Source organism: Amycolatopsis endophytica (assembly GCF_013410405.1).
Lineage (GTDB): Bacteria > Actinomycetota > Actinomycetes > Mycobacteriales > Pseudonocardiaceae > Amycolatopsis_E > Amycolatopsis_E endophytica.
This window is the reverse complement of sequence record NZ_JACCFK010000002.1, coordinates 1,000,826-1,016,514: the sequence shown is the minus strand read 5'-3', so window position 1 is coordinate 1,016,514 and position 15,689 is coordinate 1,000,826. Positions and strand designations below refer to the sequence as shown.

Below are 15,689 nucleotides of genomic sequence, written 5' to 3'. Positions count from 1 at the left end.
CAAAACTCCTCTGATGCGTCAGTGCTGGATCCGGTACTCGGCGTGCACGAGTTCGAGCAGCTCGGCCACCGAGGTGTCCCGGGACGGCTTGTCGAACGTGATCTCTCCGTGCTGGAGCAGATTGATTCGGTCGCACACGTCCACGACCTGGCTGTAGTTGTGCGCGATCAGGATGATCGCCAGATCACCGCGTTCCTTGAGCCGGGCCAGCAGCCGGAGGATGAGCCCGCCCTCCTTGGCGCCCATCGCGGCCAGCGGCTCGTCGAGCAGCAGCAGCTTGGTGTCGCGCGTGAACACCGAGCGGGCCACCGCGATGGCCTGCCGCTGACCGCCGGAGAGCTGCCCGACCTCGGCCGTCACCGACGGGATGTCGATGCCGATCGAGTCCAGCGCCTCCCGCGCGCGCTTCTTCATCTCGCGCCGCTTCAGGAACGGCAGCGGCCGGTGCACCAGTTCCTTGTTCAGGTGCAGGTTCAGATACACCGGCAGGTCGTTCACCATCGCCAGGTCCTGGAAGACCGTCTCGATCCCCAGCGACCGGGCGTGCGTCACCGATTTCAGGGTCACCGGCTCGCCGTCGAACAGCAGCCGGCCGGAATCGGGCTGGTGGAACCCGGTGAGGATCTTGATCAGCGTGGACTTGCCCGCGCCGTTGTCGCCGATGAGGCCGAGGATCTCGCCCGCCGACACGGTGAGTGACACGTCCTCCAGCGCCCGCACCGGCCCGAACCGCTTGCCGATGTGCTCGGCGCGCATCACCTCGTTCACGACCGCCCCTTCGAACCGAGCCGTTTGCGCATCACCGTCACGTACACGTTCAGCAGCGCGGCGACGAGGATCGCGACGCCGAGCACGAGGTAGAACGCGTTGGCGCTGATGCCGGTCAGGTTGAACCCGTCGTAGACCAGCCCGAGCAGCAGCGCGCCGAGGAACGCCCCGACCACCGTGCCCGAGCCGCCCAGCAGCGCGGTCCCGCCGATCACGGCGGCGGCCACCGCGTAGAACATGGTGTTGAACCCGCCGTTGGTGGGGTCGTAGGAGCCCACGCGCGTGCCCTGGAGGATCCCGGCGAGCCCGGCCAGCGCGCCGAGGATCGCGAAGTTGGCCACCTTGATCCGGTTGGTGCGGATGCCCGCCTCCGCCGCGCCGAGCGGGTTGCCGCCGGTGGCCTGGGTGGCGATGCCGAACCGGGTCGTGGACAGCACCACCTGCATGACCACGACGACGACCACCGCCCAGATGAACTCCGACCAGCCCCACGCGCCGAACACCGACACGACCCACCCCTCGGCGGGGGCGCTCACCGGGGAGCCGCCGGAGATGATCAGCGACAGTCCCCACAACAGGAACGCCATGCCCAGGGTCGTGATGAACGAGGACAGGCCGAAGACCGTGTGGATCAGCCCGTTCACCATCCCGATCAGCCCGCTCACCACGATCGCGCCGACCACCGCCAGCAGAAGCGGGAAACCGTTGTTGTAGAACAACATCAGCACGAACGGCGACAACGTGAAGACGAACCCGGCGGAGAGGTCGATCTGCCCGCAGATCAGCACCATGACCTCGCCCGCGGCGACGATCGCCCACGGAGCCACGTACTGCGCGATGGTGTGGTAGTTGTCGGTCGTGGTGAACCCCGGCCCGCTGGTGAGTCCGAAGTAGATCGCCGCGGCGACCGTCACCAGCAGGATGGACAGTTCCTTGACCCGGATGATCCCGGGCAGGAACCCGCCACCGCCCCGGGGCGGGGTGGGCGTCGTGCGTTCGCCGGGAAGCGCTTTCGTCATCGTCCCCGTCCTAGGAGATCGCCGGCGGCAGGGGTATCGAGGAGGGCATCGGCACCAGGTCGGCCTTGCGCCCGCCCTCGAACTTGCTGTCCGCGGTGAGGTAGGGACCCACGTTGTCCTTGGTGACGAACGTCAGGCCGGTGTCGGTGAACGGCGGCGTGACCAGCGTGCCGGACACCCGGTACAGGTAGAGGTAGAGCACCGACAGGAAGCCCTGCAGGTAGGCCGACTGGTCGATGGTGAAGTCGAGCGCGCCGGACTGCACGCCCTCCAGGGTGTCGGTCAGGGTGTCGTACCCGCCCGCGCGGACCTTGCCCTGCAGGCCGCGGCTGGTGAACAGCTGCGCGATCGAGGCGGTGCTGCCCGCGTCGACCGCGTACACGCCCTTCGCGTCCTGGTGCCCGTCGTAGGCGGCGGTGATCGCGTTGAGTTCGGCCGCCTGCTCGGCGCCGGTGTTGATGGGAAGCACCGTCACGCCCGGCGCGGCCTGTTTCAGCGCGTCGGTGATGCCGTCCAGGCGCGGCTGGACGTTGTTGCCGCCGGGCTGGGAGATCCCGACCAGGATGAGCCCGGAGGTGACCTCGCGCGCGATCCGTTGTCCCATCAGGAACCCGGACTGGTAGAGGTCCTGGCCGACGTAGGTGAGCGGGAAGTTTCCCGCGGCGGTCGCGTTGTAGGCGATCACCGGGATGCCCTGCGCGAACGCCCGCTTGGTCGGTTCGATGAACGCGTTGTTGTCCGTCAGCGCGACCGCGATGCCGTCGACGCCGCCGTTGATCGCGGTGGAGAAGGCGTTGGCCATTTCGGAGACGTTGCCCTCGGTGGATCCGGTCCACTGCGGTTCCGGGATCCCGACCAGTTTCGCCGCGTCGGCCATCCCGGTGCGGGTCGGCACGAAGAACGAGTTGGTCGTGACGTGGTTGACGAACACGAACCGCCAGTCGGGGGAGTCGGCGAACGCGCCGCCGCCACCCGATTCGGGACTGTCGCGCACTCCCTGACAAGCGGCCAGCAGGGCGGAGGCGGCCACCGCGCCACCGCCCGCTCCGAAATATTTCAGAGCGCTGCGGCGTGAGGTGAGGCTGATCTGGTCGTCGTCGCTCATGGGGACCACCCATCCACGTCGTCGGGGAGCCGGGTTCGAACGCAAAGAGCGTGCGTGAATCATTGGATGATTCGTCGATACAGTCAACCCCTTCCGGGTGATGCGTCCATTGACTTTATGGATCAATGATTTGAGGATTGCTCCGTGAGCAGTAGCCAGGCCGGACCTCTGGGGCGGCACCGCACCCTGCACGGCCAGGTGGTCGAGTGGCTCGGGCGCCGCATCGTGTCCGGCGAGCTGGCCCACGGTAGCCAGTTGCCCAACGAGGCCGAGCTGGCGGCCCAGCTCAACGTCAGCCGCGGCGGCGTCCGCGAGGCCGTGAAAGCGCTCGCCGCGAAGGGGCTGGTCGAGCCTCGGCCCCGGCTCGGCACCCGGGTGCTGCCGCGCGAGCAGTGGAACCTGATGGACCGCGAGGTGATCAGCTGGCACGGCCAGCTCTCCGACGCGGCGTTCCTCGGTGACCTGCTGGAGCTGCGGCTGATGGTCGAGCCCGGCGCCGCGCAGCTGGCGGCCGAGCGCGCGACCGAGGAGCAGCTCGGCGTGCTGGAGGCCGCGTGCGCCCGGATGGCGGAGGAAGCCGGGCGGGTCGAGGCGGACACCTCCGCGTTCGTCGAGGCCGACCTCACCTTCCACCTGACCTTGTTGCGCGCGAGCGGGAACCAGCTGGTCGAACAGCTGGGCCGGCTGCTGGAGGCGAGCCTGCACCACGGGCTGGCCGCCAGCTCGCACGCGCCGGGCGGGGTTTCGGCGACACTGCCGTTGCACCAGGCGGTGCTGGTCGCGGTCCGCGCGCGGCGCGCGACCGCGGCCGGCCGGGCCATGCGGCGGCTGATCGAGACCACGAGCGAAGCGGTGCACCGGATGACGGGTGAAGGGAACTGACGCGGAATGTCCGATGTGGACCAGGTGACGGCTCCCGTTGCCGCGCACGGCGAAGGCCCGGTGTGGGCGCCGGAGTGGCCCGGCGTGCGGTGGGTGGACATGCTCGCCGGGGACGTGCTCGAACACGATGACGGTGAGGTGCGCCGCCACCACGTCGGCGACGTCGTCGCGGCCCTGCGGCCGGGCGTGGACGGGGGAGTGGTCCTCGCGCTGGAACGCGGGTTCGCCCTCGCCGACGCCGCGCTCACCGACGTGCGGCCGCTGGGCGAGGTGTGGACGGATCCGGGCGTCCGGATGAACGACGGCGGGTGCGACCCCGACGGCCGCTTCTACTGCGGCTCCATGTCCTACGACGCGGCACCGGGCGCCGGGAGCCTGTACCGGCTCGACCCGGACGGTGCGGTCACCGCCGTGCTCACCGGCGTCACCATCTCCAACGGCCTCGCCTGGAGCCCGGACGGTGGCACCGCGTACTACGTGGACACCCCTACCGGCCGCATCGACGCCTTCGACTACACCGCCGCGCACGGCCTCACCCGGCGTCGCCCCGCCGTCACCATCCCGGCGGAAGCCGGTTCCCCGGACGGCCTCACGGTCGACGCCGAGGGCAACCTGTGGGTCGCCCTGTGGGGTGGCGGCGCCGTGCACTGCTACACCCCGGAGGGTGTCCAGGTGGCGCGGGCCGCGTTCCCGGTCACCCAGGTCACGGCGTGCACCTTCGGCGGGCCGGACCTGGACGAGCTGTACGTGACCACGTCGCGCCAGGGCGTCGCGGAGGGCACCCAGCCCGAGGCCGGGGCCCTGTTCCGCCTGCGCCCCGGGGTGCGGGGCCTGCCCGCGCACCGCTGTTCCGCCTGCTGAAGCATCCGTACCGGAATACGTACTTTCCCGGTGCCCGGAACCCCGTATGCCCCGGCAGGGTCGAACCTGAAGCGAACCGCGCACCGGAGGTCGGGTCATGCGAGCGGTCAAGGCGGTGGAACTGGGCCTGGTGGCCGGGTTCGTGCTGACCCGCACCGCGCTGCGTGCCGCGACCGGCGGCCTGCCGACGGCCGCGTCCGGTGGCGGGGCCGTGCCGATCAGCAGGCCACGGGGCGAGAGCCGGACCGTGATCGCGGACGACGGCGTCGAGCTGCACGCCGAGATCCAGGGTGACCCACGCGCGCCGGTCACGGTCGTGCTGTGCCACGGCTACGCGCTCTCCGGCGCGAGCTGGAGCTTCCAGACGCCGGAGCTGGCGCGCCACGCCCGGGTGGTGACCTGGGACCAGCGCGGCCATGGCCGGTCCGGGCGCGGGCCCGCCGAGCACGCCACCGTCGACCAGCTGGGCCGCGACCTGCGTGCCGTCATCGAGTCGACCGCGCCGCGCGGGCCGGTCGTCGTGGCCGGGCACTCGATGGGCGGCATGACGGTCATGGCACTCGCCGAGCAGTGCCCGGAGCTGTTCGGCACCCGCATCGCGGCCGTCGCGCTGCTGGCCACCAGTGCCGAGCCGGTGCTGGGCGACCTCGGCCTGCCACGGCACGGCATGCGGGCACTGCACCGGGTCACGCCGTGGGCGCTGGCCCTGCTGCACCGCGTCACGGTGCTGTCCGGGCCGTTGCGCGAGCTGGCCGGGGCTTTGGTGCCGCGGCACGCCTTCGCTTCGGAGGTGCCACCGCACGTCGCCGATTTCCTGGTCGAGCAGATCGGGGCGACTCCGCTGGACGTGCTGGCCGACTTCTTCCCCCAGTTTCGCGTGCACGACAAGGTCGCCGCGCTCGCCGCGCTGCACCGCGTCGGCTGCCTGGTGCTGGCCGGAGCGGACGACATCGTGACGCCTCCGGAGCACAGCGAGGCCATCGCCCGCGCGGTGCCCGGAGCCGAACTCGTCGTGCTGCCCCACGCCGGGCACGCCTTCCCGCTGGAACACCCCGAGGCGGTCAACACCCTCCTGGTGGCTCTTCTGCGACGCCACGGCCGCCTGCGCACCGCCTGATCCCGTACGAACCGGGCATAGAATCGGGGGATGCCCGACGCATCGCGGGGCGCCGGCAACCTGCCCAGTGAGCTGACCAGCTTCGTGGGCAGACGCCGCGAGCTCGCCGAAACCCGGCGCCTGCTGGCCACGGCCAGGCTGGTCACGCTGACCGGGGCCGGTGGCGTCGGGAAGACGCGGCTGGCCCTGCGCGCCGCCGCCGACGTGCGGCGGGCCTTCCCCGACGGCGTCTGGTTCGTGCCGCTGGCCGAGTTGCGCGATCCCGCGCTGCTGACGCACACGATCGCCACCACCCTCGGCCTGACCGACGAGGTCGGTGCGCAGGTCAGCGGGCTCGCCGAGTACCTGGAGGACAAACGCGCGCTGCTCGTGCTGGACAACTGCGAGCACGTCCTGGACGCCTGCGCGGTGCTGGTCGCCAAACTGCTGTCGGCCACCTCGTCGGTGCGTGTGCTGGCCACCAGCCGTCAGCTCCTGCGCGCCGACGGTGAGCAGGTGCTGCTGGTGCCGCCGCTGCCGGTGCCCTCGGCGGGGGAGCCCGCCGTCGGGGCGGTGACCCTGTTCGCCGAGCGGGCCGCCGCGGTGGTGCCCGGCTTCACCGTCGACGCGTCCAACCGCGACCTCGTCGTCAGAATCTGCCGCCGCCTCGACGGCATCCCGCTGGCGCTGGAACTGGCCGCGGTCCGGCTGCGGGTGCTCTCGCTGGAGCAGATCCTGCACCGCCTGGACGACCGGTTCCGGCTGCTCACCGATGGCAGCCGCACGGCACCGGACCGGCAGCAGACGCTGGGCGCGGCGATCGCCTGGAGCTTCGACCTGTGCTCCCGCCCGGAACAGGCGGTGTGGTCGGCGGTGTCGGTGTTCGCCGGCGGGTTCGACCTGGAGGCCGCCGAAGCGGTGTGCGCCGGCGTCGGCATCGGATCCGACGAGGTGCTCGACCTCGTGGCGGGCATGGTGGACAAGTCCATCCTGATCCGGCGCAACGGGACGTTCGGCCGCGCCGCCTGGTACGGGATGCTCGAAACGGTCCGCGAGTACGGGCACATCAAGCTCGCCGTGTCCGGGCGCGAGGACGGCGTGCGCCACAGGCAGGTCGCCTACTGCGCCCGGCTCGCCCGCCGCTACCGCGAGGAGAGCTTCGGCCCGCGCCAGCTGGAGTGGATCGACCGGCTGCGGCGCGAGCAGCCCAACATCCGCGTCGTGCTGGAGTACTGCCTGGCCGATCCGGAGCGCGCGGCCGGGGCGGCGGCCATCGCGGTGCCCCTGTGGGACTACTGGTTCGCGGGCGGGTTCCCGGTCGAGGGCTACCGCTGGCTCAAGGCCGCGCTGGACGCCGATCCCGAGCGCGGCACCCACCGGCGCGGCCTGGCGCTGCAGGCGGGTGCCTTCACCGGGATCCAGATGCGGGACGCGGCACCGGTGCGGGCCATGCTGGCCGAGCTGCGTGAACTGGCCGATGAGCTGGACGACGACGCGTTGCGGGCGGGCTGGGCGCAGTGCGCGGGCATGGGCACCTTCTACGGGGGTGATCTGGTCCACGGCCGGGAGCTGCTGGAACAGGCGCTCAGCCACTACCGCGCGGCCGATGACCCCCGGCAGATGTGCAACACGCTCATCGTCCTGGCGTCCGTGTTGTTCTTCCTCGACGACCCCGCGGGCGAGGCGGTGGCCGAGGAGGCGCTCGCGCTGACCGACGAGCACCAGGTCGACTGGCTCAAGACCTACGCGCTGTGGACCGTGGCCCTGCAGGCGTGGCGTCAGGGCGACTACCGCCGGTCGGCGTCACTGCTGCGCGAGTCGCTGGCGATGCAGCGCACCGACCGGTCCCAGGTCGCGTTCGCCGTCAACGCCCTGGCCTGGTGCGCGTCCGCGGCCGGGCGGCACGAGCGGGCGGCCGGGCTGCTGGGCGCGGCACGCGCGGTGTGGCGGCTGAGCGGTTCGAAGATCTTCGAGACCAGCCCCTACGTCGGCTTCGACGAGTCCTGCCGGGCGCGGTCGGAGGAGGCGCTGGGCGCCGAGGCGTTCCGGACGGCGTTCGAGGCGGCGGCCGGACTGGGCCCGGACGAGGCGATCGCGTTCGCATTGGCCGAGAAGCAGCCCGCGACGACCGCACGGGTGAAGCGCCGTGCGCCGCTGCCGGGCGGGCTGACCCGCCGCGAGCGCGAGATCGCCGAGCTGGTGGCCGAGGGGCTGAGCAACAAGCAGATCGCGGGACGCCTGGTCATCGCGCAGCGCACCGCCGAGACGCACGTGGAGAACATCCTGACCAAGCTCGGCTTCACCTCGCGGGCCCAGATCGCGGCGTGGCTGACCGAGCAGCGGGCCGCCGCCGAGGAGGGTACGTAGCGCGGTCTACGTACCGAGATGCGTAGGAACCCCGGTTTCCCGGCCCCTTTCCGCAGGCACTCTGGTATTCGCGACCGGAGCCGAGAACACGCAAGGGGTGGTCATGAAGGTCGATTCGCCGCCGCAGCCCTGCTCGCGGTGCCACCGCCAGGTGGTGCTCGCCGGGTACAGCTGGGGACGGCAGTGGGTGCACCTGGGCACGTGGCGGCCGCAGTGCGGTCCTCCGTCCTGGGCGCTGGCCCGCTCGGCCGGGACCACCTCCGCGGAGGCTTCCTAGCGCACGATCCAGCCGTCCGGCGCCGCCCTCCCCCTCGCGTGCCGGCCGGTCGAGCGCGGCGGGCTGCCCAGCCTGCCCGCGAACTCCGGCACCCCGCCGCGCTCACTCCAAACGCCGAGAAGCCCGCCCCCGGTCCCCCGGGGGGCGGGCTTCTCGCGTGACCGGATCTTCATCAAGCGCGACCGGATTTCACAGCAAACTGTCAGTTTTCTCGTGGATGCTGGAGATAACTGGATCGAGTGAAATCCGAGGGGGACCGGGGTGTTGCGCAGACGGGGGGTGACGGACGCGCCCGCGCGCCGCGGCCGTTGGCGACCGGTCCGGCACACCGCCGTCGGCCTGGCGTCACTGCTCGTGCTCGCGGGTACCGGTTTCGCCTGGACCCAGCTGTCCCGCCTGGACAGCGACCTCGCCACCGCGGACGTGATCGCCCCGTCGGCGCAGCTCCCGGCCGGCCGAGACAGCCTCGCCGTCGCGCAGAACATCCTGCTGGTCGGCCTCGACTCGCGTACCGACGTGCACGGGAACCCGCTGCCGCAGGCCCTGCTCGACCAGCTCCACGCCGGTGACTCCGCCGACGGCGGCGACACCACCGACACGATGATCGTCGTGCACGTCCCGGCGGGCGGCGGGTCCGCCACCGCGATCTCCCTCCCGCGCGACTCCTACGTCCAGATCGCGGGTGGCCACGGCAAGCACAAGATCAACTCCGCGTACACCTACGGCAAGCAGGCGGCGCTGGCGACGCTGAGCGGCGAGGGCCTCTCCGGCGCCGAACTGGAACGCGAGGCCGCGGCGGCGGGGGCGCGCACCGCGATCGAAACCGTCGAGGATTTCACCGGTCTGGCGATCAACCACTACGCGGCGGTCAACCTGGCGGGGTTCTACACCTTGAGCAACGCCGTCGGCGGCGTCCCCGTGTGCCTGAAGGCGCCGGTGCACGACAGCTACTCCGGTGCGGACTTCCCGGCGGGGGAGCAGACGCTGTCCGGTGCCCAGGCGCTGGCGTTCGTCCGCCAGCGGCACGGCGTTCCGGGCAGCGACCTCGGCCGGATCGCGCGTCAGCAGGCGTTCCTGTCCGGCATGGCGGAGGTCGTGCTCGACTCCGGCACCCTCACCGACCCGGCCAGGCTGTCCGCGCTCGTCGGCGCCGTGACGTCCTCGGTCATCCTCGACAGGGGCTGGGACGTCCTGACCTTCGCCGAGCAGATGCACAATCTGACCTCGGACGGGATCACCTTCGCCACCATCCCGGTGCAGAGCCTGAGCCTGGCCACGCCCTACGACGGCGACGCGGTCAAGGTCGACCCCACGCAGGTCCAGGGCTTCGTCGACGCCCTGCTGGGCGGCGCCTCCGGGCGGACCTCCGCGAGCAGCGGTACCGCGACGACACCGGCGAGCGTGGCGAAGCAGGCGGCCGAGACCGCCGGCGCGGCCACCACCACGCCGTCCAGCGTGTCCCCGGAGTCCAGCACCGACCTGTCCGGCTGCGTGAGCTAGCCGGTCCCGTCGCGGACGTCCTGGCGGAGGTCGCCACCGGGCGCGATCTCCGGGTGTCCTGCGCGATGACCTCGGCCCGCCCGACCTCGCGCGGCGGGCCTCCGGACAGGACGACCGGACGGGGCCGGCCGGGGGAGATATTCACCAACCCTACTTTCGCCGGGTGACAACTTCTCCGGACGATGACCACACTGCTGGGTGAACCGGTCCCCGTCTCCAAGGAAGTGCTCGATGAAGCGATCACCCCTCGTCAAGTCGTTCGGCCTCACCGCACTCGCCGTCGGTTCCGTCCTCGCCGCCTCCGTGAACGTCGCCGGCGCGGCGGCTGCCTCGCCCCTGGTCGGCGCGATGCAGCGCGACCTCGGGCTGACCGCCGAGCAGGCCGGCACCCGGATGGCCGAGGAGGCCGCGGCCGCGAGCATCGCCCCGGCCGCGCAGGCCGCCGCCGGCTCCGCCTTCGGTGGTGCCTGGTACGACGCCGCGTCGGGCAAGTTGGTCGTCGGCGTCACCGACGCCGCCCAGGCCGCCGCGGTCGAGGCCACCGGCGCGGACACCGCGCTGGTCGCCCACACCCAGTCGGCGCTGGACGCGACCAAGACCGCCATCGACACGCTCGCCGGCCCGGCCGCGCCGCGCCAGGTCACCGGCTGGTACGTCGACGAGCAGGCCAACAGCGTCGTGGTGACGGTGCTGCCGGGCGCGCAGGCCGCCGACGTGCAGGGCTTCCTCGGCCAGGCCCGCGCGGCGGGACCGGTGCAGGTCGAAGAGGTCACCAGCGCGCCGCGGCTGTTCGCGGGCGACGTGGTCGGCGGGGACGCCTACTACATCAACGACGCCGCGCGCTGCTCCGTCGGCTTCTCGGTCGAGGGCGGGTTCGTCTCGGCGGGGCACTGCGGCAACGCGGGCGACTCGGTCACCGCGCCGGACGGCTCGGCCATGGGCTCCTTCGAGGGGTCTTCCTTCCCCGGCAACGACTACAGCCACGTGACCACCAACTCGTCCTGGACGCCGTCGCCCACTGTGGACGGTTACGGCAACGGGGACGTGACGGTCACCGGGCACACCGCCGCCGCGGTCGGTTCGTCGGTCTGCCGCTCGGGTTCGACGACGGGCTGGCACTGCGGCACGATCCAGGCCACCAACCAGACCGTCAACTACGCCGAGGGCACCGTGTCCGGCCTGACCAAGACCAACGCGTGCGCCGAGCCGGGTGACTCGGGTGGCTCGTGGGTCAGCGGCAGCCAGGCGCAGGGCGTCACCTCGGGTGGTTCCGGTGACTGCACCAGCGGCGGGACGACCTACTTCCAGCCGGTCAACGAGATCCTGTCGGCCTACGGCCTGACGCTGGTCACCGGCTGACCAGCAGGACACGAGACCCCTGCCGGTGCGCCCGGCGGGGGCCTCGCCATGTCCGGGGTCAGCTGATGGCGGGCGCCCAGGCGCGTTCGAGCGCGGCCGCGCGGGCGCGGCGCTTGAGGCCGGCGAGACTGTGTTTCGCGGGGATCAGCAGGGCGGTCAGCCAGGTGCGGCGGTACTCCTCCAGCGCAATCGCCACGGGACGATGCATGACGCAGTGCACCAGACCGGGCGCGCCGAGCCGGTGCCTCCCGGCGTGCTTGCTGCGCGACAACATCGTTCCTCCGTATGGGCGACCTTCCCGCCGCGCACCGTACGCAACGAGCGGGCCGAAGCGTAGTAGCGGCGCGGCGTGTCACCCGTCTCGTTTGGATTACAAGCCGTCCGGGGAGTCAAGACCACCCGTTCGTGGGGTCTGGTCTAATGCGAACCATGCTGCGGGTGGGGTTGTCCGGAGGAATCGGTGCTGGGAAGTCGACCGTCGCGGCGCGACTCGTCGAACACGGCGCGGTGCACGTCGACGCGGACGTGATCGCCAGGGAGGTCGTGGAACCGGGCACCGACGGACTCGCGAAGGTCGTCGAGGCGTTCGGAGCGGACGTCCTCGGCGCGGACGGCGGCCTGAACCGCCCGGCGCTGGCGGCCAAGGCGTTCGCCGACGAGGAGTCCCGGCGCAGGCTCAATGGCATCCTGCACCCGCTCATCGGCGCGCGGACCGCCGAGCGCATGGCCGCGGTGCCGCCGGACGGGATCGTCCTGCACGACGTGCCATTGCTGGTCGAGGGCGGGTACGCGCCCAACTACCACCTGGTCCTCATCGTCGACGCGCCCGTCGAAACCCGGCTGCGGCGCCTGACCGAGCTGCGCGGGATGCCCGAGGAGGACGCCCGCGCCCGCATCAGGGCGCAGGCCACCGATGACCAGCGCCGCGCGGTCGCCGACGTGTGGCTGGACAACTCCGGCCCCGCCGACGCCGTGCTGGCCGAGGTGGACCGGCTGTGGGCGGACCGGCTGGTGCCGTTCGAGGCGAACGTCCGGCTCCGCCGCCCGCGCCCGCCGATGCCGCCGCGACTGGTGCCCTACGACGTCACCTGGCCCGCCCAGGCCGCCCGCGCGCTGGCCCGGCTGCGGCTGCTGACCGCGGGCCGGGCCTCCCGGGTGGACCACATCGGGTCCACCTCGGTGCCGGGACTGCCCGCGAAGGACGTGCTGGACCTGCAGGTGACGGTGTCGACGCTGGCGCAGGCCGACGAGTTCGCCGACGTCCTGTCCGACGCGGGTTTCGTCCGCGCGGCGGGAGACTGGTGGGACGATCCGCAGGGCGGGGGCGACCCGTGGCCCAAGCGGTTCCACTACGGGGCCGATCCCGGGCGGCCGGTCAACGTGCATGTTCGCAGCACGGCCACCCCCGCGTGGCGGCTGGCCCTGTTGTTCGCCGCGTGGCTGCGGGCGAACCCCGCGGAGCGCGACACCTACGCCCGGGTGAAGGAGGATCTGGCGGAGGCGCACGGCGCCGACGGTTCGGTGGACGGTTACGCCGAGGAGAAGCAGACCTGGGTCAACGCGGCGTTCGCGAGGGCGGAGGAGTGGGCAGGCCGCACCGGCTGGTCGGCCTGAGTGCCGGTTTTTGTCGTACCCCTCGCCTAGCTTGGGGCGCATGGCACTCTCGGTGGACGAACGCGAACAGTTTCTGGCGGAGCCGCACGTCGGCGCGCTCTCGGTGGCCGAAAATCCGGACCGCGCGCCGTTGACCGTCCCCATCTGGTACCAGTACACGCCCGGCGGTGAGCTGTGGATCCGGACGACCCCCGGTTCCCGCAAGGCTCGTGCGATCGAGGCCGCTGGCCGGTTCAGCCTGATGGCGCAACGGATCGAGCCGACGGTGCGTTACGTATCGGTGGAGGGCCCGGTCACCGCGACCGCGCCGGACACCCCCGAACTGGCACGAAAGCTGGCCGAACACTACCTGCCGCCCGGCAAGGTCGACGGATACCTGGAGTTCGAACGCACCCAGCTCGGCGAACACTTCGTCATCTCGATGCGCCCGGAGCACTGGCTCTCGGCCGACTTGGGTGCAGGCTGAGCGCCCGGAGCGGCCAACACGCCCGTGTTTGCCGTTCCCGTCGCCGTGTTGGCCCTTCCGGGCAGCGTGTTGGCCGTTCCCGCTGGCGTGTTGGCCCTTCCGGAACCGCCACCCGGCAACGCAAGCCAGCCAAGACGTGTCGAACCCAAGCCGACCGACTACCGGCCGCCCCAGCAACCAGCGGCCAGCGCCGAAGGCGCTCCCCCACCAGCCAAAGGCCGAACAGGCAGACTCCGAATTGACCACCCGGCCCCGGGTTGACGGCATAAGCGCCGAGCCGCCCACCAAAATCAAAAGCACGACGCGTCGCCGAGTCCCAGCGCCGCAACAACTTCCACACCCGCCTCAGCTCTCGCCGAAATCGATCAGCCCCTGCCGCAACGCGGTGGCCACCGCGGCCGCCCGGTCCTTGACCCCGAGCTTGGCGTAGGCGTGCAGCAGGTGCGTCTTCACCGTCGCCTCGCTGATGAACAGTCTGGCGGCCGCGTCCTTGTTCGTGCCGCCGCGAGCGATCAGCGTCAGCACCTCGATTTCGCGACGGCTCAGCTCCTCCCGTGCCGGTGCGCGCATCTGCCCCATCAGCCTGCTCGCCACCGCGGGGGAGAGCACCGCCTCGCCGCGCGAAGCCGCCCGCACCGCGCGGAACAGTTCCTCGCGGGGTGCGTCCTTGAGCAGGTAGCCGGTGGCTCCGGCCTCGATCGCGGGCAGCACGTCCGAGTCGGTGTCGTACGTCGTCAGCACGAGCACCCGCGCCCGGTTGCCACGCCGCGCCAGCTCGCGGATCGCGTGCACCCCGTCGGTGCCCGGCATGCGCAGGTCCATCAGCACGACGTCCGGCGTCACGCGTTCGGCGACCGCCACCGCCTCCGCGCCGTCACCGGCTTCGCCGAGCACCTCGAACCCGTGCTCGGTGGTGAAGATCCCGCGCAGGCCGTCCCGCACCACTGGGTGGTCGTCGGCGATGACGAGGGTGATCACGTGGCCGCACCGATCGCGGGCAGACTCGCCGAGATCGCCGTGCCCGCACCGGGTTCCGACTCGATCGCCAGCGTCCCGGCCAGCCGCTGCACCCGGTGCAGCATCCCGGTGAGCCCGAACCCGTCACCGCGCCGCGCCGGATCGAAGCCGGACCCGTCGTCCCGCACGTCGAGTGTCACCAGATCCTCCATGTAGGACAGTGTCAGGCCGACCCGGCGCGCGCGAGCGTGCCGGGCCACATTGGACAGTGCTTCCTGGGTGATGCGCAGCAGCGTTGCCTCGATCTCCGGGTGCATCGGCCGCGGCGTGCCGGTCGCGGTGAACTCGACCGCCACCGAGGACCGCTGGGCCCATCGGCCGGCCACCGCGTTCAGTGCCTCCGGCAGCCCGGCCTCCTCCAGCGGACCGGGCCGCAGCGCGTGCACCGACCGGCGTGCCTCGGTGAGGTTCTCCCTCGCCAGGGCGGTGGCCGTGGCCAGGCGTCGCCGCCACTCCGCCGGATCGCGCTCGGCTCCTTCGGCGGCTTCGAGCTGCGTGATGATCCCGGTGAACCCCTGCGCGAGCGTGTCGTGGATCTCCACGCTGAGCCGCTGCCGTTCCTCCAGCATCCCGGCCTCCCGCGCCTGCGCGAGCAGTTGCCGGTGCAGGCCCGCGTTCTCGCGCAACGCCGTCTCCAGTTCGGCCAGTGCCGCCCGCCGTGCCTCGTTCTGTTCACTGATCGTGCGCGCCATCATGGCGCCACCGCAGATCGCCGTGGTCTGCACGGCGATGACGGTCAGCCACAGCTCCGGGTCCTCGCTCAGCGCCTGCCCCGGTCCTCCCGAACCGATCGTGTTGATCATCACGGATGTGGCGGCCAGCCCCAGGACCCCGAGCGGGGCCGGCTTCAGCTTCAGGGCGCTGAAGAAGCAGCTGATCATGAACACCAGGAGGACCGTGTCCCGGTACATCAGCATCGACGCCAGCGTCAGCGTCCCGGCGAACCAGACCGCCAGCGTGATCCCGTGCGAGCGCCACCGCGGGGGCACCACGACGTCCTTCGCCAGCAACCAGGCCAGGGTGACACCGGCCAGTGGCAGGACATCGGCCCGGCGGCTGAGCAGCAGTGCCACGGCCAGCAGCACGTAGGGCAGGCGATGGTCGACCCAGCGGTTCCACTGCTCCGGCAGCGGCCCGCCGGGCCCGACGGCGAAGTCGAGCGACGAGGACCAGGCGCGACGGTTCACGGGCTCCATTATCCGGCGCACACCCCGAAAACACGCAGGTACGGCCACGGTGTCCGCCGCCGGGCGGCGGAGTGACGGCGGCTGGTCGGCATACCCCCAAGCCAGATGCCGACCAGCCGCCCGGAAACACCGCTCGTCGCCGAAGCAGCCGAATCGGCCACCGGTGACGAG

The 15,689-nt window shown here is 71.8% G+C and carries 15 protein-coding genes; 9 read left to right on the top strand and 6 right to left on the bottom strand.

The window, feature by feature from the left end; all coding sequences use genetic code 11:
* Positions 1 to 18 precede the first annotated feature (18 nt).
* Genes HNR02_RS30370 through HNR02_RS30360 form a run of 3 tightly spaced genes read right to left on the bottom strand, consistent with a single transcriptional unit; the run spans position 19 to position 2,892 of the window.
* The gene (locus HNR02_RS30370; protein WP_312861223.1) at positions 19 to 768 is read right to left on the bottom strand and encodes an ATP-binding cassette domain-containing protein; all 750 of its coding nucleotides are present in this window, start codon (positions 766 to 768) and stop codon (positions 19 to 21) included.
* Positions 765 to 1,787: an ABC transporter permease gene (locus HNR02_RS30365; RefSeq protein ID WP_179777071.1), complete on the bottom strand. Its 1,023-nt coding sequence runs from the start codon at positions 1,785 to 1,787 to the stop codon at positions 765 to 767. The genes HNR02_RS30370 and HNR02_RS30365 overlap by 4 nt, the downstream gene beginning before the upstream one ends.
* Before the next feature lie 10 nt (positions 1,788 to 1,797).
* Complete coding sequence (locus HNR02_RS30360) at positions 1,798 to 2,892, bottom strand: substrate-binding domain-containing protein (protein ID WP_179777070.1); 1,095 nt, start codon at positions 2,890 to 2,892, stop codon at positions 1,798 to 1,800.
* 144 nt (positions 2,893 to 3,036) lie between these two features.
* Between HNR02_RS30360 and HNR02_RS30355 the strand changes: the two genes are divergently transcribed.
* The 7 genes from HNR02_RS30355 to HNR02_RS30325 all read left to right on the top strand — a co-directional run bounded on the left by HNR02_RS30355 (position 3,037) and on the right by HNR02_RS30325 (position 11,234).
* A complete protein-coding gene (locus HNR02_RS30355; RefSeq protein WP_179777069.1) occupies positions 3,037 to 3,774 on the top strand; it encodes a FadR/GntR family transcriptional regulator in 738 nt (245 codons plus the stop codon).
* Positions 3,775 to 3,789: 15 nt separating this feature from the next.
* The gene (locus HNR02_RS30350) at positions 3,790 to 4,635 is read left to right on the top strand and encodes an SMP-30/gluconolactonase/LRE family protein (RefSeq protein WP_312861294.1); all 846 of its coding nucleotides are present in this window, start codon (positions 3,790 to 3,792) and stop codon (positions 4,633 to 4,635) included.
* Between the two features lie 97 nt (positions 4,636 to 4,732).
* Positions 4,733 to 5,752: an alpha/beta fold hydrolase gene (locus tag HNR02_RS30345; RefSeq protein ID WP_179777067.1), complete on the top strand. Its 1,020-nt coding sequence runs from the start codon at positions 4,733 to 4,735 to the stop codon at positions 5,750 to 5,752.
* A gap of 30 nt (positions 5,753 to 5,782) precedes the next feature.
* On the top strand, positions 5,783 to 8,098 hold the full coding sequence (locus tag HNR02_RS30340; protein ID WP_179777066.1) for an ATP-binding protein: 2,316 nt from the start codon (positions 5,783 to 5,785) through the stop codon (positions 8,096 to 8,098).
* A gap of 103 nt (positions 8,099 to 8,201) precedes the next feature.
* Positions 8,202 to 8,375: a hypothetical protein gene (locus HNR02_RS30335; protein WP_179777065.1), complete on the top strand. Its 174-nt coding sequence runs from the start codon at positions 8,202 to 8,204 to the stop codon at positions 8,373 to 8,375.
* Between the two features lie 279 nt (positions 8,376 to 8,654).
* The gene (locus HNR02_RS30330; RefSeq protein WP_179777064.1) at positions 8,655 to 9,875 is read left to right on the top strand and encodes an LCP family protein; all 1,221 of its coding nucleotides are present in this window, start codon (positions 8,655 to 8,657) and stop codon (positions 9,873 to 9,875) included.
* Between the two features lie 231 nt (positions 9,876 to 10,106).
* Entirely contained in the window at positions 10,107 to 11,234 is a 1,128-nt protein-coding gene (locus HNR02_RS30325) for a S1 family peptidase (RefSeq protein WP_179777063.1), read from the top strand.
* Positions 11,235 to 11,292: 58 nt separating this feature from the next.
* On the opposite strand, the gene HNR02_RS30320 is transcribed toward HNR02_RS30325, so the two are convergent.
* Entirely contained in the window at positions 11,293 to 11,505 is a 213-nt protein-coding gene (locus HNR02_RS30320) for a hypothetical protein (RefSeq protein ID WP_179777936.1), read from the bottom strand.
* A 158-nt stretch (positions 11,506 to 11,663) separates the two neighbouring features.
* Here HNR02_RS30320 and coaE point away from each other — a divergent pair, with 158 nt between their 5' ends.
* The gene (gene coaE, locus HNR02_RS30315; protein WP_179777062.1) at positions 11,664 to 12,848 is read left to right on the top strand and encodes a dephospho-CoA kinase; all 1,185 of its coding nucleotides are present in this window, start codon (positions 11,664 to 11,666) and stop codon (positions 12,846 to 12,848) included.
* A gap of 40 nt (positions 12,849 to 12,888) precedes the next feature.
* Positions 12,889 to 13,314 carry a pyridoxamine 5'-phosphate oxidase family protein gene (locus tag HNR02_RS30310; protein WP_179777061.1) on the top strand — a complete coding sequence of 142 codons (426 nt, stop codon included), beginning with the start codon at positions 12,889 to 12,891 and terminating at the stop codon, positions 13,312 to 13,314.
* 345 nt (positions 13,315 to 13,659) lie between these two features.
* Here the strand turns inward: HNR02_RS30310 and HNR02_RS30305 are convergent, their stop codons facing one another.
* Together HNR02_RS30305 and HNR02_RS30300 are read right to left on the bottom strand one after the other, a co-directional pair.
* Positions 13,660 to 14,292 (bottom strand): response regulator, encoded by a 633-nt coding sequence (locus tag HNR02_RS30305; protein WP_179777060.1) that lies wholly within the window; start codon positions 14,290 to 14,292, stop codon positions 13,660 to 13,662.
* Positions 14,289 to 15,527 (bottom strand): sensor histidine kinase, encoded by a 1,239-nt coding sequence (locus tag HNR02_RS30300; RefSeq protein WP_179777059.1) that lies wholly within the window; start codon positions 15,525 to 15,527, stop codon positions 14,289 to 14,291. Before HNR02_RS30300 ends, HNR02_RS30305 begins: the two co-directional genes overlap by 4 nt.
* Positions 15,528 to 15,689 lie beyond the last annotated feature (162 nt).